At 45.6% G+C, this 22,780-nt stretch carries 20 protein-coding genes; 5 read left to right on the top strand and 15 right to left on the bottom strand.

The annotated features are described in order from the left end of the window. Positions 1 to 96 precede the first annotated feature (96 nt). The 7 genes from AB6E78_RS07920 to puuE form a co-directional block, all read right to left on the bottom strand. Complete coding sequence (locus tag AB6E78_RS07920) at positions 97 to 693, bottom strand: DJ-1/PfpI family protein (protein ID WP_372112643.1); 597 nt, start codon at positions 691 to 693, stop codon at positions 97 to 99. A gap of 83 nt (positions 694 to 776) precedes the next feature. Further along, entirely contained in the window at positions 777 to 1,658 is an 882-nt protein-coding gene (locus tag AB6E78_RS07915) for a hypothetical protein (RefSeq protein WP_050647480.1), read from the bottom strand. A 273-nt stretch (positions 1,659 to 1,931) separates the two neighbouring features. Next, positions 1,932 to 3,248: a urate hydroxylase PuuD gene (locus AB6E78_RS07910; protein WP_372112640.1), complete on the bottom strand. Its 1,317-nt coding sequence runs from the start codon at positions 3,246 to 3,248 to the stop codon at positions 1,932 to 1,934. A gap of 14 nt (positions 3,249 to 3,262) precedes the next feature. Continuing rightward, the gene (locus AB6E78_RS07905; RefSeq protein WP_372132959.1) at positions 3,263 to 3,823 is read right to left on the bottom strand and encodes an ureidoglycolate lyase; all 561 of its coding nucleotides are present in this window, start codon (positions 3,821 to 3,823) and stop codon (positions 3,263 to 3,265) included. A 14-nt stretch (positions 3,824 to 3,837) separates the two neighbouring features. After that, a complete protein-coding gene (gene alc / locus AB6E78_RS07900) occupies positions 3,838 to 4,824 on the bottom strand; it encodes an allantoicase (protein WP_017086623.1) in 987 nt (328 codons plus the stop codon). Between the two features lie 123 nt (positions 4,825 to 4,947). Beyond that, positions 4,948 to 5,463: a 2-oxo-4-hydroxy-4-carboxy-5-ureidoimidazoline decarboxylase gene (gene uraD / locus AB6E78_RS07895; protein ID WP_017067791.1), complete on the bottom strand. Its 516-nt coding sequence runs from the start codon at positions 5,461 to 5,463 to the stop codon at positions 4,948 to 4,950. A 22-nt stretch (positions 5,464 to 5,485) separates the two neighbouring features. Beyond that, on the bottom strand, positions 5,486 to 6,424 hold the full coding sequence (gene puuE, locus AB6E78_RS07890; protein WP_372132962.1) for an allantoinase PuuE: 939 nt from the start codon (positions 6,422 to 6,424) through the stop codon (positions 5,486 to 5,488). Between the two features lie 411 nt (positions 6,425 to 6,835). On the opposite strand from puuE, the gene uraH reads away from it, so the two are divergent. The 4 genes from uraH (at position 6,836) to AB6E78_RS07870 (ending at position 11,973) form a co-directional block, all read left to right on the top strand. Beyond that, a complete protein-coding gene (uraH, locus tag AB6E78_RS07885) occupies positions 6,836 to 7,189 on the top strand; it encodes a hydroxyisourate hydrolase (protein ID WP_004732855.1) in 354 nt (117 codons plus the stop codon). A gap of 245 nt (positions 7,190 to 7,434) precedes the next feature. Continuing rightward, a complete protein-coding gene (locus tag AB6E78_RS07880; RefSeq protein ID WP_372132965.1) occupies positions 7,435 to 8,778 on the top strand; it encodes an NCS2 family permease in 1,344 nt (447 codons plus the stop codon). 224 nt (positions 8,779 to 9,002) lie between these two features. Continuing rightward, positions 9,003 to 10,454 (top strand): nucleobase:cation symporter-2 family protein, encoded by a 1,452-nt coding sequence (locus tag AB6E78_RS07875; RefSeq protein WP_372132967.1) that lies wholly within the window; start codon positions 9,003 to 9,005, stop codon positions 10,452 to 10,454. A 157-nt stretch (positions 10,455 to 10,611) separates the two neighbouring features. Continuing rightward, positions 10,612 to 11,973: an 8-oxoguanine deaminase gene (locus tag AB6E78_RS07870; protein WP_372057742.1), complete on the top strand. Its 1,362-nt coding sequence runs from the start codon at positions 10,612 to 10,614 to the stop codon at positions 11,971 to 11,973. A 169-nt stretch (positions 11,974 to 12,142) separates the two neighbouring features. Here AB6E78_RS07870 and gabT read toward each other — a convergent pair whose 3' ends face one another. The 8 genes from gabT to AB6E78_RS07830 form a co-directional block, all read right to left on the bottom strand. Further along, on the bottom strand, positions 12,143 to 13,414 hold the full coding sequence (gene gabT, locus AB6E78_RS07865; RefSeq protein ID WP_102320842.1) for a 4-aminobutyrate--2-oxoglutarate transaminase: 1,272 nt from the start codon (positions 13,412 to 13,414) through the stop codon (positions 12,143 to 12,145). Positions 13,415 to 13,429: 15 nt separating this feature from the next. Next, a complete protein-coding gene (locus AB6E78_RS07860) occupies positions 13,430 to 14,857 on the bottom strand; it encodes an NAD-dependent succinate-semialdehyde dehydrogenase (RefSeq protein ID WP_198594326.1) in 1,428 nt (475 codons plus the stop codon). Between the two features lie 93 nt (positions 14,858 to 14,950). Beyond that, positions 14,951 to 16,033: an agmatine deiminase gene (aguA, locus tag AB6E78_RS07855; RefSeq protein ID WP_017065007.1), complete on the bottom strand. Its 1,083-nt coding sequence runs from the start codon at positions 16,031 to 16,033 to the stop codon at positions 14,951 to 14,953. Positions 16,034 to 16,044: 11 nt separating this feature from the next. Further along, a complete protein-coding gene (gene aguB, locus AB6E78_RS07850; RefSeq protein WP_017067340.1) occupies positions 16,045 to 16,911 on the bottom strand; it encodes an N-carbamoylputrescine amidase in 867 nt (288 codons plus the stop codon). Positions 16,912 to 16,932: 21 nt separating this feature from the next. Further along, positions 16,933 to 18,210, bottom strand: a complete 1,278-nt coding sequence (locus tag AB6E78_RS07845) for an FAD-binding oxidoreductase (RefSeq protein ID WP_017065009.1) — start codon at positions 18,208 to 18,210, stop codon at positions 16,933 to 16,935. Between the two features lie 30 nt (positions 18,211 to 18,240). Further along, a complete protein-coding gene (locus AB6E78_RS07840; protein ID WP_372112632.1) occupies positions 18,241 to 19,725 on the bottom strand; it encodes an aldehyde dehydrogenase in 1,485 nt (494 codons plus the stop codon). 36 nt (positions 19,726 to 19,761) lie between these two features. Further along, positions 19,762 to 20,319 (bottom strand): HTH-type transcriptional regulator PuuR, encoded by a 558-nt coding sequence (gene puuR, locus AB6E78_RS07835; RefSeq protein ID WP_017065011.1) that lies wholly within the window; start codon positions 20,317 to 20,319, stop codon positions 19,762 to 19,764. Between the two features lie 16 nt (positions 20,320 to 20,335). After that, positions 20,336 to 21,082 carry a gamma-glutamyl-gamma-aminobutyrate hydrolase family protein gene (locus AB6E78_RS07830; protein ID WP_017065012.1) on the bottom strand — a complete coding sequence of 249 codons (747 nt, stop codon included), beginning with the start codon at positions 21,080 to 21,082 and terminating at the stop codon, positions 20,336 to 20,338. 342 nt (positions 21,083 to 21,424) lie between these two features. Here AB6E78_RS07830 and AB6E78_RS07825 point away from each other — a divergent pair, with 342 nt between their 5' ends. Further along, positions 21,425 to 22,768, top strand: coding sequence for a glutamine synthetase family protein (locus AB6E78_RS07825; protein WP_017065013.1), 1,344 nt, complete (start codon positions 21,425 to 21,427; stop codon positions 22,766 to 22,768). Positions 22,769 to 22,780: the final 12 nt, after the last annotated feature.

Raw genomic sequence — 22,780 nt, 5'->3', positions numbered from 1 at the left:
TTTTTGTCCTAACTAAAGTCAATTTGGACTAAAAATGCCATGGGTAGAGATTCATATCAAGGACCTTATACAGGACTGCGCACGCAATGAATCAGTTTAAACGTAAGTACTTACTATCGACATGCAATGATTCACAGAGTCTTCTTTCTCACCAACAGGCGCAACATAGTGAATTGCAGCTTCGGCATGTGCTTGGTCTGCGAGTTTACTGATAACCCATGCTGCTAGATATTTGGATGACAAGCAGCCGCCTGCTGTAGCAATGTTTCCTTCCGCATAAAACGGCTGGTCCAATATGGTCACACCGGATTCAATTACCCATGGCTTCGTTATTAAATCAGTACAGGCTGGAACTTGATTCAGTAACCCCAATACCGACATCAATAAAGTCCCTGAGCATTGACCACCAATCAATTGTGTTTGTGGATTAAGGTTTAACCTTGAGAGTAATTTATCATCTTGGGCGACATCGCGGGTCAACATGCCACTACCAAACAACACCGCATCAGCTGTATTCGCGAACTCTAAAGGCTGTTGAGATTTAATTGTGACTCCATTCATTGAAGTCACTGATTCTGTAGGGCTAGTAATCTGCACATTCCAACCAAACTCTTTCATTCGATTCAAAATACCCGATGCGATGAAAGAATCTAGCTCGTTAAATCCATCAAATGTTAGTACGGCAATATCCATATTTGTCTTTTCCTTAAACCCTATTTAATAGCTCAGACACTGTGATTAAAACTACATACAACTCATTTTTGATTATATCTAACTCACTTTTCGAACCGAATCGCTGAGTAATCTATTGACCTACGATGCTTTAATTGGAGATGACCGTACACCTCAAACCACTCAAGAGATAACACATGCTTTTCACCACCTTCCAAATGTAGTTCGCAACGATACCGTTCAAAATTCGTGTCATTGACCAAACTTTGCCACTTAGTCAAATATCTTTCACGGCCATCACGAACAATTGAATCGGATAACTCACGATTCAACATGTGCTTTTGAGAAATCGCGTATACGAAACCGTCGATAATTTCTGAGAGTTCTAGCTTAATATCATGTGATAATTTTTTCTTTGGGACACCAGCTTTAACTAGGTCATCGTAATCGTAAAAAATACTGAAATGAGCAGTGCGACTTGATGTTTCGTGATCGTAGCGAACACCAGTAGTAAAAGTTCTTACAGGTAAAGCGCTATGTTGGCTATGTCCTCTCAAGTCGCAGCCAACTACGTAATGAATATTTGAGTCGTAAATATCCTGACGTTGTGATTCGACAGCAACTCTAGCAGCTTCGTCATTCGTAATCTCAAATGCAAAACATCGCTTCTTCCGTTCATTAAAATGCCAATCAAGATATAACTTACTTAAGTTGAACAAGTTAAAAGCCAAACTATTCAAAGAGCTACGAATTTCATGGTTTAGTACATAGTCAGCAAACGGGGTTGAAATAGACCTTAAATTCCAATAATTAACTTTATTTTTGAAGTCCCAATATGCTTCAATTATTTGGTCATAAATAATTTCTAGATCTAAAGCTTTGACTAGCAAAGAACGTATCTCTTGATAATTCTCCGCATCAGAATCTGATACGTCAAAAACTCGGTGCTCTGCTGTTTCAGTATTAAATACAACGATATTTTTCATAACTCTCTCAACTGATCTTGAACATCAACACTCTGCCCGACTAGACAGGAACAACCAACAGCACACTTTAATTCACATATGCACCTAGAGTCACCAACTGAATGATAAATCTGCATTTCCTTTGTCCAAAAACAAAAAGCCCCGGTTATAGGAACCGGGGAAACAGGGTGGGATGAGTTTGGCGCGTGCCCGTAAACCAAACTCTCCCCAAGCCTCACCTAAGACTCATGCTCTTAGGTAAAGGATGCTGAGTACTTTTATTACAAAGTATGATTATTGAAGCGTAGCGCCTTGCTCTACCCAAGTACCGATGAGTGCGCGCTCTGCGTCGGTCATTTGAGTCATGTTACCAAGCGGCATCACCTTGGTTGTTACCGTTTGAGCAACAATCCTTGGGACGTTGGCTTTAATCTCTTCTGGGGTATCAAACATCACGCCGGCTGGCGCAGCAGCAAAAGCGGCGTGGCTCGGGGTTGATGAGTGACACACAGAACAGCGCTCTTGAATGACTTTGTTGATGGTTTCAAAGCTTACACCTGCGCTAGCAGTTTGCATTGCGTGGTCTGCTGGTGCGGCCTGAGAACTAGTCGTTGAAGCGGTGTCGTTTGCAGCAAGTTCTTCTGTCGCTGATTCAGTCGCGCTCACTTGCACTTCTTGAACCACTGGTGCTTGCACAACCGGAGTCATCTGCTTTTTCGCGTAAGGTGAGGTAACAAACGCAAGCGTGATCATACCCAATGCTGCTACTGGTATTGTCCATGCAAACTTCTGGCTACCATGACGGGTGTTGAAGTAGTGACGCACCAAGATACTGAAGATCGCTAAACCAGCAAGGATCAGCCAGTTGTATTCCGAGCCATAAGTGCTTGGGAAGTGGTTACTGATCATGATGAACAGCACTGGCAGGGTCATGTAGTTGTTGTGACGAGAACGCAGTAGACCTTTCGCTGGCAATGCCGGATCCGGTTCGCGCTTCTCTTCAATCGCTTTCACCAAGTTACGTTGTGCAGGCATGATAACGCGGAATACGTTACCCACCATGATGGTACCAATGATTGCACCCACATGAATGTAAGCACCACGGCCACTGAACACTTGAGTTAGGCCGTACGTCGCAGCGACGAGCAGCAAAAACAGCACAACGCCAAGCAACACGGGGGTTTTACCTAAAGGCGAGTCACACAGTAAGTCGTAGATAAACCAACCAGCAACGAATGAACCAATACCAATCGCGATTGCCGTTGTTGAATCAAGGCCAGAGCCCGGTGCAATCAGGTAGATTTCAGCGTTAAGGTAGTAAACCACACCCAGTAGACACACACCGGTGATCCACGTGAAGTAGGCTTCCCATTTAAACCAGTGCAGGTGCTCTGGCATCTCTGGTGGCGCAAGTTTGTACTTCTCTAGGTGATAAATACCACCGCCGTGAATTGCCCATAAGTCGCCTGAAAGGCCAGTTTTTGGGTTTACTCGGTTAAGGTTGTTCTCTAACCAAACAAAGTAAAATGATGCGCCTATCCATGCAACACCAACAATCATGTGAATCCAGCGAATCGCTAAATTCAACCACTCTGTAATATGCGGATCCATAATAAACTCCTGTATTACAACACTTTAGCTAAGCGTTGTTCTTCCTTGTTGTCTTCCGTTGGCATATCTTCCAAATGCAATGCCACTAGGTCGTTCTCAAAATAAACTTCATCACAGTTATGTCCTTCTCCGCCTCTATCGACGATCAAGAACTGGTCTTGATCGGTGAGGGCGAGCACTGGGTGATGCCACACCCCTTTGTGATAGTTCACTCCTTGACGACCGTTGCTCAAGAAAGCTCGGCTATTGGCTAATGTTGGATCGTCGCCTTTTGGCGCAACAACAATTAAATAGGGTTGACCAAGTAATGGAATGAATGCCTGAGAGCCAAGTGGATGACGCTCTAACATTTTGATGGTCAGTGGGTAGCTCAACGGCGTAGCTTGGAAGATGCTGATGATGGCTTCTCCGCCCTGGTCTTGCACATCCGTTGTCGCTAGCTTGTGGTAGCGACGTGTTGATCCACTATTGATCATGAAGAAATCACTATTATCGGACTCGATAACATCGCCAAACTCTGCAAAAGCCTGCTTGGTTAACGGTTCGATAGATAAACGACGTATTCCATTACTCATACTCATTTCCTTACCTATTTCGCTTTCGTACCAAACAGACGCAAACGGCTGATACCACCATCTGGGAATATGTTTGCACGTACGTGGGTAATCGCACCAAGGTCGTTTACCTCAGAAATGAATTCGTGAATCTCGTGCGCTTGCAGCTTTTGAGCAGGCAGTAGTTCACGCCAGAATAGGCTTTGTGTTTCCACTTGATCGTCGGTACCACCTTTCACGTAAGCCGCTTGAATTGAGCAGCTGTCTGGGTAGTTACCTTTGAAATGAGCCGTATCAACAACGATACGTTCGATGTTACCTGGATGACCTAGTGCCACTATAACCCAGTCATTACCCGGTGTACGACGACGTGCTGTTTCCCAGCCATCACCCATGTTTTCACCGCGGCCAGGACCTAAGATGTTGGCTTTGTTGCCGTAGTGCTCATCGCTACATGCCAATGCTCGACCACCGTGTTCAACCGATGCTAGGTCGACCTGTTGCTGAGAATCAATTGCTTCCCAATCCACACTTGGTCGGCCATAAACACGTAAGCGCGCTACACCGCCATCTGGGTAGATGTTCAAACGTAGATGAGTAAATACTTGGTCACTTTCAATCGCTTCAAGATGATGATGATCACCTTGTAGTGCCATTGAAGGCAGAATTTCTTGCCACTCTGTTGCGTCTGTTGGCTCACCTTGTGGTGAATAACACGCGTCAATTGATGCCGAAGGTGGGAAGTTACCTGTGAAGAATGAGGTATCAATATCAACGCCAGCAATAGTGCCAGCTAGGCCAAGGCGAACGACACAGTAGTCGTAACCTTCGCCGCGTTTGCGTCTGCTTTCCCAGCCGTCCATCCACTTGCCGTTATCGTCGTATAAGTCGTCTTTCCACTCTGGCGCTGCATGGCTGAGAAGACGGCTTTTATCCGCGAAAAAATCGTCTGTTGCGAAGATAGCTTCTGCGCCGAGTTTTTCGTCTGCAAGGTTTATGTATTGTTCAAATGTTTGGGTCATGTCCGTGTAATCCTATCCAATTAATCAAGTAATAATAAAATGAGAACTTAGTGGTTTATTCGCTTATAAAGCGTACTCTTAGCGCACTAAGACTGGGCTGAGATAGCTGTTAACTCCGTTAACTTACATATCCCAGAGACGAAACATCGCGATCTTGTTGATCTCTTGAATCGCCGTAGCAAACTCAGTTTCACTATCATTTCCTAATCGCATCTCGAACGACTCAAGAATTTGGTAACGATTGGCTCCCTTCACCGCCATGATAAAAGGGAAATTGAAGCGACTTTTGTAGCTGTTGTTGTAAGAAGTGAATTTTTCAAATTCTTCGGCGTTGCACTGATCGATGCCCGCCCCCGCTTGTTCTTTGGTCGACGACTCGGTGAGTTCGCCGTTTACTGCTGCTCGACCGGCTAAATCCGGGTGAGCGTTGATCAAAGCCAACTGTTTGCCTTGGTCTGCACTTAACAAGGTCGATGCCATTTTCAGATGAAGATTCTCGATATGGTCATCTTCGGCATTCAAACCTTGGTCATACACCACTTCTGCAACCCATGGGCTGTGCTCGTAGACATCAGCGAAGTGAGCGACAAAGGTATCGCGGTCCATGGTTGTTGGTTGGCATGATCGAAATTCAGTCACGTTAAGCCTCCTTGCTTCACTGCTACTTTTGCTGTTGATGATTAGCGTTATTTGGTTGATATGGATGATGTTGGTGCCAATGGTTGGCGATATCGATTCGACGACATAACCACACGCTGTCATGCTGTTTTACGTAATCTAAGAAACGTCTTAATGCAGCAATACGACCGGGGCGACCAATCAGACGACAATGCAGCCCAACCGACATCATTTTCGGTGCGGTTTCGCCTTCCATATAAAGGGTGTCAAACGTGTCTTTCAGGTATTGGAAGAACTGCTCACCCGAGTTAAAGCCTTGCGCTGTTGAAAAACGCATGTCGTTCACATCGAGTGTGTAAGGGATCACCAAATGTGGATGACCGGTTTCGGTGTGCCAATAAGGCAGGTCATCGTCATAGGCATCCGAGTCATAAAGAAAGCCGCCTTCTTCTGCGACTAAGCGACGCGTATTTGGACCCGTTCGACCTGTGTACCAACCTTGCGGGCGCTGACCCGTCACTTGTTGGATGATCTCAATCGCTTTGGTCATGTGGTCGCGCTCTTCTGACTCATCAATGTATTGATAGTCGATCCAGCGATAACCGTGGCTACAAATTTCGTGGCCCGCTTCGACCATAGCTTTGGCTACTTCTGGGTGACGCTCAATCGCCATTGCGACAGCAAAGACGGTTAATGGAATTTCATATTCATCGAACAAGCGAAGAACACGCCATACACCCGCACGGCTACCATATTCATAGATGGATTCCATGCTCATGTGACGTTCGCCTTTGATCGGCTGTGCTGACGGGATCTCTGAAAGAAAAGCTTCAGACTCGTCGTCTCCATGTAACAAACAACGCTCACCGCCCTCTTCATAGTTCAATACAAAAGAAACCGCGACGCGCGCATTACCTGGCCATTGAGGGTTTGGAGGGTTAGCTCCGTAACCGATCAAATTTCTTGAATAATCCTTATTCATCCAAGTACTCCTAACATAAGTGGTTGGCTTAGCCGCTCTTTAAGTAAGTCACCAAATGATTCAACCAAATGGATTCTCGATAAACAGAGCAACCTTACCCCTGTACATTTATTGTATACAATTATTTATCTCAATGTAAAGATTTTGTTATTCAAGTTAAATTTACGCACTATTACCAGCTAAAAACAACAACTTAACAAAACCAAAACTCACCAAAAAACGGTAATCAAGATCTATAAAATCAGAAAAAACGACACAATGGTTAACATTTTTCCAACAATTCGCTTTACTAATTGTGTACAGTTCGTACATAGTTAGTGATAACAAAGTGACCAGTTGCATTCTTTGCAAGGTCGAAACAGACAGATAAACCACGGAACAGAGGAGCGCCAAAAGCGCTATTAAAGGACTATGGGAAGATTAACAACACACGTATTAGACACGACTCACGGCTTACCGGGTGCAGAGATCAAGGTAGAGCTTTATAAGGTCAATGAAGACTCAACAGAAAAGTTGGCGACGGTAATCACTAACTCCGATGGCCGAACCGATGCGCCGATTCTGGCAGGGAATGATTTCCGACCGGGGAAATATCAATTGGTGTTTTACGTTGCGGATTACTACAAAAGCAAAGGTGTGGAATTGGATGGTGTGCCTTTCCTAGACGATGTGGTTATTCGTTTCGGCTTAGATGATCCAGAAGCGCATTATCACGTTCCTCTTCTCGTCTCCCCTTACAGTTTCTCAACCTACCGGGGCAGTTAGTCTCATGACCTAGAACTTCTAACTAGGCTCACCGACAAATATTAAGCAGATTAGTGTGTGCATCTAAAATGATGCGCGCTCATTAAACACGCTCATATAAAAATACTAATAACGTTATTAGTTAGAGAGTTGATGACTAATCAACTGATAGCTAAAGAAATAGCGGCTAGGAAAAACCTTAAAACTTAATATTGAAATCTCGCTGTATTCAATAAATGGATCACAACATAAAAGGACTTGCTGACATGAGTGAGAGTAAAACAGAAATACTCAACCAAGATGCGAACAACGGAATTTTAGAGAAGTTTTTTAAAATTAAGGCCCACGGAAGTAGCGTAAAAAATGAGTTAGTCGGTGGTGTCACTACCTTCGCAACCATGGCTTACATCATCTTCGTTAACCCACAAATCATGGCCGCTTCAGGCATGGATTCAGGCGCGGTATTCGTCGCGACCTGTATTGGTGCTGCGATCGGTTGTTTGTTAATGGGGCTATTTGCGAATTGGCCTGTCGGACTTGCGCCGGGCATGGGCTTGAACGCCTTCTTCTCGTTCACAGTAGTAAGCGAAATGGGCTACAGCTGGGAAGTCGCGCTAGGTGCGGTGTTTATCTCCGGTATCTTGTTCGTCGGGATGAGCTTTTACAAAGTCCGCCAATGGATCATCGAGAGTATTCCAGAGAGCTTGCGCTATTCAATGACTGCAGGTGTTGGTTTGTTCTTAGGTCTAATTGGCTTAAAAACAGCGGGGATCGTCGTCGAAAACCCAGCAACTTTGGTTTCATTGGGTGACTTCACGAAACCAGAAGCTCTGCTTGCTGCGATTGCATTCTTGATCATTGCGGTTCTGAGTGAGCGTAAAGTGTTTGGCGCGGTGCTTATCGGTATTTTGAGTGTAACGCTAGTCGGCATGATGCTTGGCCTAGTTCACTACGATGGCTTCTTCGCTGCACCACCAAGCTTAGCGCCTACCTTTATGGCAATGGATATCGCCGGTGCACTAAACGTATCGATGATCAGCGTTATCTTGGCTTTCCTTTTTGTAAACATGTTTGATACAGCTGGTACCTTGATGGGCGTAGCTGAGCGTGCAAACCTGACCAACCCTGAAACGGGCAAGATTGAAGGCCTAAGCAAAGCACTGAAAGCCGACAGTATTTCAAGCGTGGCAGGTGCGTGTGTAGGCTGTCCGCCAGTAACCAGTTATGTAGAGAGTGCAGCCGGTGTTGCAGCAGGCGCACGTACAGGTCTTTCAGCAATCGTGGTTGGTGTGTTGTTCTTAGCGGCAATTTTCCTATCACCGCTTGCAGGCATGATCCCCGCTTACGCAACGTCTGGTGCTCTTATTTACGTCGCATTCGTGATGATGAGCAGCATGCAGCACGTCGATTGGAAAGACTTCACTAACGGTGCTCCAGCCGCGATTACCGCACTAATGATGCCACTGACCTTCTCTATCGCGAACGGTATCGCATTGGGTTTCATTACCTACACAGTGCTTAAGTTGGCGACAGGTAAAACCAAAGATGTGTCTATCTCGATGTACTTCCTAGCGGCTATCTTCATCGCCAAGCTAGTGTTCATCGGTTAACCCTAAAGCTCCTGAGCAGTCATTTCTTGATTGCTCACAACGTTGCTTGGCTGGTTCGCAAGCCAAGCAACAACATGATTTTTAAGAAAGCTAATTGCATTGATGACGAGAGAGCAGAAACCCTACCGATTCAGTGCACTTTTTTATGACCCTACGCAGTTTGTAGAAGTCATTATTTGACCGCCAATCGCCTGTAAACGGAAACGCAGGCAGAGGAATATCAAATGAAACTTCTGTACACCCTTAATGAAAGACCGCCCCATGGGCTAACCCTTCTACTTGCTTTACAACACATGCTCGCCTCGATTGGTGGCATCGTCGCTGTCCCGCTTATTGTCGGTGCTTCTATCGGCCTACCTAACACAGAGATCGTTTCACTGATCAATGCGGCGCTATTGGCTTCTGGTATTGTGACTGTCGCGCAATGTCTCGGTTTTGGCCCTGTTGGTATTCGACTGCCTGTTGTAATGGGCTCAAGCTTTGCCTTTTTAGGTGTGGCTATTTCCATCGGTAACGAAGGTGGTGTCGCCGCGATCATGGGCTCAGCGCTTATCGGCTCGTTCGTAGTGATTGGTGCCAGCTTCTATATGGACAAGGTTCGGAAACTGTTCCCAACCGTGGTAAGTGGTGTAGTGGTTACCTTAATCGGCTTAACCATTTTACCGGTTGCCATGAACTGGGTCGGAGACTCTCCTGCCAACACAGAACAATTCGCCACGCTGCCAAAGCTGTTTCTAGCACTGATCTCTTTGGGGATTGTGGTTGGCGTATCGGTTTACTGTAAAGGCGCGGTTGCCGCTTCGGCCATCGTGATTGGTTTAGCGGGCGGCTACATTGTGGCGCTGTCGCTCGGCATGGTCGACCTTGAGCAAATCAGTTCTGCCGCTTGGATCGGTGGACCTGAGCCCTTCAAATATGGCTTTACCTTTTCTGCGAGTGCCATCATCAGCATGAGCTTGGTGTACATCGTGGTTATCGCCGAAGCAACAGGTGACTTCATGGCACTAGGCAACAACTGCCAAACCCAAGTCAGCGGTAAAGACTTAAAACGTGGTCTATTGGGCGATGGCCTTGGCAGTACCTTATCTTCGATTTTAACGGCAATGCCACTGGCATCGTTCAGTCAAAACGTCGGTATTGTGGGTATCACAGGTGTAGCAAGTCGTTATGTAGTGGCTGCAACCGGTGGTTTGCTAATTTTAGGCGGTTTATTCCCGAAATTAGCCGCTATTGCCGTCACGATTCCGAAACCTGTTCTAGGTGGTGTGGGTTTTGTGATGTTCGGAATGATTGCCTACGCAGGTATCCGCATGTTGATCAAAGCCGCAGACACCAAGCGAAATGCCTTGGTAATCTGTGTAGGTTTGGCGTCTGGCTTGGCGGTAACTTTCGAACCAAGATTGCTGCAACACTTGCCGCATGATCTAGCGAACTTTCTTCATTCTGGCATTACAACAGGCACCATCATGACGGTTCTTCTAAACCTTGTGTTGCCGAAATCTTCACGAGCAGAAGAGCAAGAAGCACTGGCCGAAAGCCAAGCGCAAGTTGAGCTAGAAATGAAAGAGCAAGCTGAAGAAGAACGACACTCAGACGAGCAATTAGAGATTCAGCAAGCAAGTACAGAAGCAGACGTTCAAGCAGCATCAGATAACCCTGAGCCAAAAACGAACTAGCTAGTTCACTGACTAACGTAAAACCGATTTCCGTAGGATCAGGGCTGATTAGAGCATTGAACGTTTTAACGCCCTGATTCGAATTTATCTTTCAACAGCAAATACCAATAAAGACCCTCTTCCCTGAAAAGGCTGAGATGGCTAAGGACTACTATGAATGGAAACCATCTGGATTAAGAATCCTCTCGCAATCTACACTGGCTCACTGGCTGATGCAGAAGGCGGTATTGTCATTAAAGGTAATACAATCATTGAGCTGGTTGGCAAACACAAAGAACCGACCTTACCCGTAGATTACAGCGTCGACGCCTCTCGTCATGTTGTGACTCCTGGGCTTATCAATGCGCACCACCACTTCTATCAAACCCTAACGCGAGCCTACCCCGGCGCACTCAATAAAGAACTCTTCCATTGGCTACAAAGCCTCTACCCAGTTTGGGCCAACCTCGATTCGGAGATGATGAGCCTCGCAACAGAGCTTGCTCTGGTTGAGCTGATGATGTCGGGCTGTACCACTGCTTCCGATCACCATTACTTGCTACCAGACGGGCTTGAGCACGCTATTGATTTGCAAGTCGAGGCCGCAGAGAAACTGGGCGTTAGAGCGATATTTACCCGAGGTTCCATGAGCCTAGGGGAAGATGAGGGTGGATTGCCACCAAGACACACCATTCAAACCGAACAAACCATCATTGATGACAGCCAGCGCTTGATTCGTGATTACCACCAGCGTGATGAAGGGGCGATGATTCAAATCGCGCTCGCGCCTTGTTCGCCGTTCTCAGTCACTACCGACCTGATGAAAGAGACCGCCAAGATCAGTGAGCGTGAAAACGTCATGATGCACACGCACCTATGCGAAACGCTCGATGAAGAAGACTTCTGTATAGAGAAGTTTGGCTTGCGCCCAGTTGATTACCTAGAAGATGTGGGTTGGCTGAACGAGCGCACTTGGCTCGCTCATGGTATTCACTTCAATCCAGAAGAGATCAAACGTTTGGGTAAAGCAGGCATTGGTATCAGTCACTGCCCAACTTCCAATATGATGTTGGCTTCCGGTATTTGTAAAAACAACGATCTAGAAGCAGCAGGCGTAAAAGTCGGGCTAGGTGTGGATGGTTCGGCCTCAAACGACGGCTCTAATATGATTGCCGAAGTGCGCATGGCGATGTATCTACAACGCCTGCAATATGGTTCCGCCAACGTTTCACACTTTGATGCATTGCGCTGGGCGACATCCGGTTCTGCCGCGGCAATGGGCAGAACCGACATTGGTACACTAGAGGTTGGCAAACAAGCCGATATCGCGATGTTCAAGCTCGATGATATTCGTTTTTCTGGCAGCCACGACCCACTGGCCGCATTACTACTTTGTGGTGCTCAACAAGCGGATAAAGTGATGGTTGCAGGTAAGTGGCGAGTGAACGATGGCGCTGTGATTGGCGTAGACATGGAACAACTAATGCACCGCCACCATGCAGCTGCAATGAAGCTAGGTAAACTGGCGATGAATAATTAAATACTCTCTAACTAGAAAAGCGAAAAAAGGCCGACGTGATGTCGGCCTTACTTATTCATTCACAGCCCCGTCCTCAATGTGTAAATACATTTCAGGAAGGGACATTATAAGCACGAAAAGAATATCTACAATGACCTTTATATTAAAATACAATGTCTTAACTCAAATCCTAAACAACTTCCAGAATAATTTTCTCAAGCTTATCTAAGCCTTCGCTGAGTACTTCAGATTCAATAGTTAATGGTGGAAGCAGACGAATTACATTCGCTTTTACACCACACGAAAGCAGAATAAGACCATTTTCTTGTGCTTTCGTTATCACCGCTTTAGTTAAGTCCTGCAATGGCTTGCCTGACTCTGGATCAGTAAACTCAATAGCCATCATCGCTCCAGTGGTACGTATTTCACCAATAGCTGGAACCGATTCCTGTAGCTTGCTCATACGGGCATTCACAACCTCACCAATGCCCATTGCTTTAGCACACAATTGCTCTTCTTCGATAATTTTTAGGACTTCTAAACCAGCCACACACCCCAACGGAGAGCCAGCGTAAGTACCACCTAAGCCACCTGGTAGTGCCGAATCCATAACACCGGCTTTTCCCACTACTGCTGAGATAGGGAAACCACCCGCAATACCTTTTGCCATTGTTATCATGTCGGGTTCAATGCCCAGATATTCAGTGGCAAACATTTTACCCGTGCGCGCAAAGCCCGTTTGAATTTCATCCGCGATAAGCATAATGCCGTATTTGTCACACAACTCACGCAGGCCTTGAGCAAACTCCGCGGGGGCTTGATAGAAACCGCCTTCACCTTGCACAGGCTCAAAGATTATCGCCGCCACGCGTGATGGCTCAATATCACACGCAAACAAATCATCGAGCGCTTGCAGGCTTTGTTCTGTGCTTACGCCATGAAAAGCATTTGGGTAAGGTGCATGAAATATTTCATTTGGAAATGGGCCAAAGCCCGCTTTGTAAGGCGCGACTTTACCCGTTAGCCCCATGGTCATATTAGTGCGGCCGTGGAAGCCACCTTTAAAAGCAATCACACCACTGCGGCCAGTATGAGCTCTCGCTACTTTCACAGCATTCTCAACCGCTTCAGCTCCTGTTGTCAGGAAAATCGCTTTTTTATCACTGTCACCGGGGGCGAGTTCTGTGAGCTTTTCTGCCAGTTCAACAAAGGAGGCATACGGCGTTACCATCGCACAAGTGTGTGAAAAGTTATCCAGTTGAGCCTTTACCGCTTCGTTGATACGCTTATTTGCATGCCCTGTATTCGTCACCGCGATACCAGCAGCAAAGTCGATATATTTATTTCCATCCACATCCCACACGTGAGCATTCTCTGCTTTTTCAACATAAAGTGGGTACAGTGCGCCCATGCCTTGAGCGATAACTTGGCTTCTTCTTTGATGTAGTTGTTGATTTGTCATTGTCATGTCCTTTGATTAGTTGCCGCCAAAGCAGAGATATTTGATGCTCATGTATTCATCGATACCTTGTTTTGCCCCTTCACGCCCTATACCGGACTGCTTAACTCCACCGAAAGGGGCTACCTCGGTAGAGATCATGCCTTCGTTAATTCCTACCATGCCGTATTCCAGCGCTTCTGCTATCTTCCATACACGGTGGATATTTTGGCTATAGAAGTAAGACGCTAAGCCATAGATAGTGTCGTTAGCCATTTCGATAAGCTGTTGGTCATCATCAAATTTGATCACCGGAGCGACTGGGCCAAAGATCTCTTGCGAGACAATATCCATATCATGCGTAACGTTTTTGAGAACGACAGGTTGCATGAATAAACCATCAAGAGTTTTCGGCTCAGTAACTGGTTTCGCGCCCTGTTCGATTGCACCGTCAATGAGGGACTGAATACCTTGTTTTGCTGATTCGCTGATTACCGGACCAACATTTACACCCTCTTCTAGACCATTGCCTACTTTAAGCTGCTGCACTGCCGCATTGAATTTTTCAACAAACTCATCGTACACCTTGTTATGTACATAAAAACGGTTAGCGCAGACGCAGGTTTGACCGGCATTACGAAACTTAGACGCCATTGCACCAAGCACAGCCGCATCAATATCTGCATCATCAAATACGATAAATGGTGCATTTCCACCAAGCTCCATTGACGTTCGCTTGATGTCGTTTGCACTTTGCTGCATCAGCACTCTTCCAACTTGCGTAGAGCCCGTGAAAGAGAGCTTACGAATCAGAGGATGTGAGGTGAAAATACCGCCAACTTGACGAGAATTCGCTCCCAATACCACTTGCAGTACATCACGAGGAATGCCCGCTTGATATGCTAGCTCTGCTACAGCAAAAGCAGATAACGGTGTGGATTCAGACGGCTTCACAATAAAACTACAGCCAGCCGCAAGTGCTGGACCTGCCTTACGAGTTATCATTGCAATTGGAAAATTCCACGGAGTAATCGCACAAGCTACTCCAATAGGTTGTTTAATAGTAACAAGGCGTTTGTCGCTACTTGGCGCTGGGATTGTCTCACCATAGGTACGCTTCGCTTCTTCAGCAAACCACTCGATAAAGCTTGCGCCGTACAACACCTCACCTTGTGCTTCTGCCCATGGTTTTCCTTGCTCTAACGTCATCAGGCGACCTAGATCTTCCTTGTTTTCAAGTAATAACTGATACCATTTTTGTAGCAAACCAGAACGGGTTTTGGCTGGCAGCAAAGCCCACTCTTTTTGCGCGACGCTTGCACGGTCGACCCCATCTAAAATGTCATGTTCAGACGACACTGGTGCATAACCAAGTATTTCACCCGTCGCGGGGTTACTTACAGCAATACCTTGGTCTTGATTTAGCACCATAAACGACAGCAATGATTGATTTGTAATTTGTTGCATGGGGATTCCTTTTGACAGCTTTACCTTGGCGTCTACTGATAGTTACCCTACCAAGCAGAAAACCAATAGTTCATTGTTTTAATAATGGTTTTCCTAAGCAGGGATCTGCTGAGTAATGCAGTGGATGTTACCTCCACCCAGCAAAACCTCACGCGTTGGTATACCAACGACTTGATGTTCAGGCATCGCTTGCCGCAATATTTTTATTGCCTGCTCGTCAGTTCTATCATCGAGCAATGGCAAAAACACATAACCATTCGCGATAAGAAAGTTGGCATAAGAAGCACTTAACCTTTCCCCTGCATCACGTGTCATTCCATCACTTTTATCAATTCCGCTTGCTTCTGCTTCGCTATAGTGCAAAGGCCCTGGCAACGGTAAACGGATGATTTCAATCTCTCGACCTTTAGCATCAGATTGATCTTTTAACACTTGTTCCGCCTGACGAGATAATGCGAATTGTGGGTCTGATGGATCATCTGTCCAACTCAATACCACTTTCCCCGGGGCAATTACATGCATCAAATTATCAACATGTCCGTCAGTTTCATCATCGAATAGTCCTTTAGGCAGCCAAATGACCTTTTCAATACCTAGATATTCTTTGAGATGTGTTTCTATCTGTTGTTGATTCAACTCAGGGTTGCGTCCCGGACTAAGCAAACACTCTTCTGTTGTATAGAGCGTACCTTCGCCATCAGTATGAATTGAGCCCCCCTCTAAAACGAATGGGGCGTTGTAGTGATCAATTCCGATAATGTCACATACTGAGCTAGCCACTAGGTCGTCCTGCTGCCAGTTTTCATAGAGGCCATTATAGTCACCACCCCAAGCGTTAAACTGCCAGTTGATTCCACGACGCTCGCCGTCTTGATTCACCAACACTGTGGGCCCAATATCACGCATCCACGCATCATTGAATGGGATTTCAACAAGCCGAATATCTGAATGAAGCAATGTTCTCGCCTTATCAAATTGCTTCGCACTCACGGCGACACAAACCTTAGTCACTTCTGCTATTGCATTCGCAATGCTAGCGAATGTTTGCTGGGCAGGAAGGGCGTTATCACGCCAATTGTCTCGTCTTTCTGGCCAAGCCAACCAAACTTCTTCAATAGGATGAAACTCAGCTGGAAAGTAGAACCCATCTTGCAGTGGTGTTGTCGATAACTGCATACTCTGCCCCTTTAAACTGCTAGTTTGCCCACAGAGCCATATAGATCTGGGCGGCGGTCACGGAACAGCCCCCACGAGTGACGCGCTTGAGCCGTTGCGGCTAAATCAATCTCCGCGTAAATGATAGCTTCCTCATCACGTGGCGCTTCTGCCAACTTGCCACCAGTATGATCGGTAATAAAAGAAGAACCGTAGAATGTGGTTTCAATGCCATCATCACATTCTGTGCCTACGCGATTAGACGCAATCACAGGAACCAAGTTTGCAGCGGAATGGCCTTGCATAGTGCGTTGCCAGTGATCACGAGAATCTAAAGTTGGATCTTGTGGTTCGCTGCCAATAGCGGTTGGGTAAAAAATGGCTTCTGCACCATGTAACGCTAAGCTACGAGCAAGCTCGGGAAACCATTGATCCCAGCAAATACCAGCGCCGAACTTACCAAACTGGGTTTGCCATACTTTGAAACCAGTATCTCCAGGACTAAAATAGTATTTTTCGCTATAACCCGGACCATCCGGGATGTGTGATTTGCGGTAGTTATCTAGCACAGTGCCATCGGCATCAATCATCACTAATGAGTTAAAGAAGGTATTGCCCGCTTTTTCAAAATAACTAACTGGAATCACGACCCCGAGTTCTTTTGCCAATGCACTCATCTCTGTTATCAACAGACAATTGTCTACTTCCTCAGCCAACTCAAAATACTTAGCTTCTTGCTTCTTACAAAAATAAGGAGCAGCGAACAATTCCTGCGGCAAAACCACATTGGCACCGTTACTCGCAGCTTCACGAATCGCTTGCTTAGCTTTATTTAGGTTATCTTCCAGATCCCAGCTTTTGGTCAGTTGCAGGGCCGCGAATTTTACTACTCTACTCATTGGATGTTCCTTATCGTCCGGTTAGATAGCCAGTTTATCTCTTAGGTTGTAATACGCTGCGCCAACTGCTGTGAATGGTATTTGGAAGTGACGTCCACCAGGGAAGGCGTAGTGCTTGAGTTGTGCGAAGGCATCAAATCGTTCGGCATGCCCTGTTAAGGCTTCTGCCAATAACTTGCCAGCCAAGTGAGTACAGGTAACTCCATGACCACTGTAGCCTTGCAAATAATAAATATTGTCGTCGAATGCGCCGAACTGCGGCATACGTGAGTAGGTAAGTAAGAAGTTACCAGTCCATGTGTAATCAATCTTGATACCTTTAAGTTGAGGGAAAATACCTTCTAACTTAGGACGAATCAGAGACTCAATGTCTTGAGGGTCACGAGCGCCATAAACCACCCCGCCCCCAAACAACAAGCGTTTGTCGGCACTCAATCGGAAATAGTCCAGTAAGTAATTACAGTCTTCAACGCAGTAGTCACTTGGTAAAACCTGTTTTAGTTGCTCATCGGTAAGCGGCTCTGTCGCCACGACTTGAGTTCCACATGGGATGGCTTTGTTACTGATATTCGGAGCCAACCCACCTAAGTAGGCGTTGCCAGCTAACACCAAGTATTTACTCTTCACGCTACCGCTCGCTGTTCTTGCAACAGGATTCGCACCTTTTTCAATGGACGTTACCGCTGATTGTTCAAAAATTTGGCCACCAAGAGAAACAAATGCTGCGGCTTCCCCCAATGCGAGTTTAAGCGGATGAATGTGCCCACCTCGCATATCAAGCAAGCCACCGGTGTAAGCTTGAGTACCAACCGCCTCTTCTACTTGGCTAGCATCCAACATGGTGAGCTGGTCATTACCATATCGCTCCCAGTTTTTCTTATGATGCTCTAAACCTATTAACTGCTTTTTGTTTAGCGCGGTAAATAGGCCACCGCGTTTGTGGTCACACTCAATATCGTATTTTTCGATTAGGCCACGAATGACATCTCCGCCTTCGAAAATCATGTCACACAGGGCTTTAGCCTGGGGTTGGTCGTAACGGCTTTCTATTACATCAACATCTCGGCTGTAGCTATTGACGATCTGTCCACCATTACGACCAGTTGCTCCAAAACCAACTTTGGCACTCTCTAGTACCACTACCTTAAAACCTTTCTCGGCTAAATGAAGAGCCGAAGATAAACCTGAAAACCCAGCCCCAACCACACACACATCACACTCAATGTTGTCTTGCAGTTGTGGGAACTCTGGCATGTTCGGGATAGAGTGGGCGTAAAACGAATCCGTATGCTTATTCATAGTGATATTCCTTTATTAATCATCAGCAGGCTAAGGGTGAAGGCGAATCCAAGTGGTTTTGGTTTCTGTGAATTTTTCGATGGCGTGCAGTGATTTATCACGGCCGTTACCACTCATTTTGAACCCACCAAAAGGGACGGTCATATCACCTTCGTTGTAGTTGTTCACCCAAACAGAACCTGCCTGAAGCTGTTTAGCTACACGGTGTACGCGGTTAATGTTATTGCTCCAAAGCGCCGCACCTAAACCGTATTTTGAGTCATTGGCGATTGCGACGGCTTCAGCTTCATCTTTAAATGAGATAACACAAAGTACAGGACCAAAGATCTCTTCCTGGGCGACACGCATTTTATTGTCAACGTTATCAAGAATGGTCGGCTCAACAAATGCACCTTTGCCTTCAACATCACCCCCGCAACGAAGAACTGCACCTTCCGCTTGGCCAAGCTCTATATATTCAAGCACTTTTGATTTGTGACCTTGATCGATGAGCGCTCCCATCGAAGATGAGGTGTCCATTGGGTCTTTCGGCATAAAGGATTGAGCCGCAGAAATGACTTTATCAACAAAGCGATCTTTGATGCTTTCGTGCACTAATAAACGAGTTGCAGCGACACAGACTTCGCCTTGGTTATAGAAGCAACCACCAGCGGTTTCTGCGGCTGCACGATCGAGGTCTTCGCAGTCTTCAAATACGATATTGGCATTCTTACCACCAGCCTCAGCAAACACACGCTTAAGATTAGTTTCACCAGAACGAACCATTAATTGACCAGCAATACGAGTGGAACCCGTAAATGCAATACAGTCGACGTCATGGTGTTTCGCTAAAGCATCACCGGCTTCATGGCCAAAGCCAGTAACGACTTGAAAAACGCCACGTGGTAAGCCTGCTTGATTGGCGAGTTGACCAATATAAATAGCAGTGAGAGAAGATTTTTCAGAGGGTTTAAGAATAACGCTATTACCTGCTGCTAATGCAGGGCCAAGTTTCCAGCAAGCTAACCATAATGGAAAGTTCCATGGAACTACCGCTGCAACAACACCGATAGCTTGATGAGAAACAAAGGCGTGTACATCTTGTTCCGTTGGCGCGACTTCCCCATACACTTTATCGATGGCTTCTGCATACCAACGCAGTGCACTTGCAGCACCAGGGATATCGGTTGAAAGGCTATGGCTGATTGGCTTACCCGTATCTAGGGTTTCCAGCAACGCAAGTTCTTCACGATGTTGGTCAATCAGCGTTGCAAATTGGCTGAGTACCGCTTTGCGATATGACGGAGCGCTGTTGCTCCATTCACCAGAAAGGAAAGCTTGACGAGCACATGTTACCGCAAGCTCAACATCTTCTTCTTGGCAACGAGCTATCTGGGTCAGTGTCTCGTCGGTAGCCGGGTTAACAACATCTAGAGTTTCTCCACTGATAGCTGCGCTATATTCGCCATTAATAAAGGCACGATTTTCGATGTTTAGATTGTTTCTCAGTTCAATCCATTGTTCTTGGGTTTTCATACGCTCTCCTTGTTATCACAACAAGGCAAGGCCCACTTAGAATGTGGTTGGCGTATGCGCGCTTATCATTCGACAAGCCTTGTCTGTGTGATTTGTGAACTTGTGCGGCTGCGTCGTATCAATAATGTACGATTCACCTTGTTTAAGGACAAAAGATTGCTCTTTGTATTCCAGAGTGATTTCGCCCTCTAAAATAGTGCCGATCTCTTCGCCTTCATGTTTAATTTCCGCCGCACCCGTTGTGCCGTGGGGGGCATACTCTTCAATCAAAAATCCAATTACCTGTTCTTTGCTGCCGTTGGTTACCAATTTCATTGAAACCGACTCACTGCCCATTTCAACCAACTCTTCAGGTGCAACGACAACCTTCACTTCATCGCTTTTGGGTTGTTCAAGTGTGAAAAACTCCGAAAGAGATAAAGAAAAAACATTCACTATTTTTTGCAACGAACTTACTGAAGGGCTTACCTTCGCATTCTCAATCGAAGAGATCGCGCTATGTGTAATACCTGCTCGTTCGGCTAATTCTCGTTGTGACAATCCATGTTCTTTTCTTAATCGAACAATATTTTTACCAATCTCTTGGTTGTCCATGTAGGTGGCTCCTAACTTATAGAGAGGCCGCCATCATAAATTCTTTAAACAAAATTTGAGAGAAATGATTCGTTTTTGCTTTCCATTCTGGGTGCCACTGCACGCCAACAAAGAATTTTTGCCCTGGAAGACTAAACGCTTCCACTAAACCATCCGGTGCTTTAGCTTCCACAGTCAGTTGGGGAGCTAATTGGTCAACCCCTTGGTTATGAAGAGTATTAACCTCAAAAAAGATAGTGTTTTCCCAATGATTTTCAGTCAGCCATTTCTCAAACAAACTTTGTTTTTGCACCAACACCGCGTGTGATGGAGCGTACTTTTCCTCAAAGTCTTCGACCTCACTCTCTCTATGGTCGTTGAAACCTGAATCATGAACTGCTGGGTTCAGTGAGCCTCCCAGAGCAACATTCATCTCTTGAAATCCACGGCAAACACCAAAACACGGAATGTCTTTGTCTATCGCTTGACGAATCAAAGTAAAGGAAAGCTCATCTCGAGCTTCATCTTTCTTAGACTCTTCATGAGTGCCGTTGTAATGATGTGGTGCCACATTTGAGTGACTCCCCGGAAATAAAAAACCGTCGCAGATGTTAAGAAGACGCTCAACGTCTTCACTTGCCATATCCGGAGCCAATATCAGTGGCAACCCACCAAAGTCTTTCACAGCCGTGAGGTAAAAATTATTCACTGCCTGTATTTGATAGCCACCCAATTCTTTAGCGCAACTAACAATTCCAATAATGGGTTTGCTTGTTCTAGACATGTTACTTCCGTGCTCGATTTATTTAACACTTACACTACAAATCATGTACAAAATTATCAACACCGATGTTCGATATTATGACCAAAGCGTGACCAAACCCACCTTTTTGGTCAAAAAAACGACTAATTTTGGACATTATATTGAGCAAAACACAATCAACTGTTACAAAATAGTTAACAGAAACATCTTTCAATAAAATTGTAAATTTCAAAGTAATCAACGCAAGCTTATGTATTAAAAGGAAATAACCTTTAAAACTAGACTTTAGTCTAATTAGTACAATTGACTTGTTTCTTTTTTATTACTTTTAATTTACCAAATAGAGGCTAGTTGGAGAACACAATGGAATCGTATCTACAGGAAGTTAAAAATTTTCGACAAAAATGGCCCAACATCGAGTTTGTTGATCTGATTTTTACCGACATCAATGCCACACCAAGAGGCAAGCGCATCCCAGTAAGTGCACTACACAAGCTGCATAAAGGAGTAGCTCTTCCCCTCTCGACAATTACTTTAGATACCAAAGGTAATGTGGTTGAAACAGCAGGGTTAGGTGAAGAATTGGGAGAACCAGACAACATGTGTTTCCCAATTGCGGATACATTGATGCCTACCGCTAAAGAGCAAGTGGGCCAAATAATGTTGAGTATGATGGATGAGTCAGCCCACACCCCAAACCCGCTCTTTATTCGTAATATCGTCAGTGAAATTCTCGAAAAGTTACACACCAAAGATCAACATCCATGTGTTGCCTTAGAGCTAGAGTTTTACTTAATAGACAGGAAGCGGGGTGAGATGGGAGCACTACAAACAGCCATCAACCCAAACAAAAAATCACGAGAAAAAGATACCGAAGTCTATGACTTAGATGGTTTGGATGATTACGCAGACTTTTTGGCCGATCTTAACAAAGTCGCTCAAGAACAAGGGTTAAATACTTCGGGGGCACTATCTGAATCCGCCCCAGGACAATTCGAAATTAACTTCAACCACTCTAAAGATGTACTACGAGTGTGTGATGAAATCATCATCGTCAAACGCCTAATTCGTCAAATTGCTAATCAACATGATTTCGATGCTACCTTCATGGCTAAGCCATTTAGTGAGCAAGCTGGTAACGGTATGCACATCCACCTTAGCTTGGTGGATTCCAACGACAATAACCACTTCAGCCAACAAGATGGTGAACCCAGTAATCTCTTTTATCAAACCATGGCCGCGATGCTTGCTCAAACATCCGATTCCATGGCCTTGATTTGCCCTAACGTTAACTCTTACCGCCGCTTTGTTCCAGGAGCTTACGTGCCAACGAAAGCAGACTGGGGCGAGAACCATCGTGGTGTCGCACTGCGTGTTCCTATCAGCGACAGCAACAATCGCCGAATTGAACACCGCATTGCGGGAGCTGACGTTAACCCTTACATTCTCGCTGCAGTAGTACTATCCGCAGTATTAGCGAGTGAAAACTATACCAAAGACCAATGTCCTAACTCCCTCAGTGATGATGCAATAGACTTACCTCTGCGTATGTCTGAAGCTCTCGATCAGCTAGAACGCAGTGAGCTGACCCCGTACATCTCTAAAGAGTTTGTCGATCTATATTTAGCTTGTAAACGAAGTGAACTGGCGGAGTTTGAACGCGCCATCACTCCATTAGAAATCGACTGGATGTTGCACTCAGCATAAACAAAGGAACTA

The sequence above is a fragment of the Vibrio sp. 10N.247.310.98 genome, from assembly GCF_041467395.1.
GTDB lineage: Bacteria > Pseudomonadota > Gammaproteobacteria > Enterobacterales > Vibrionaceae > Vibrio > Vibrio crassostreae_C.
This window is presented reverse-complemented; position numbering and strand designations above follow the sequence as displayed.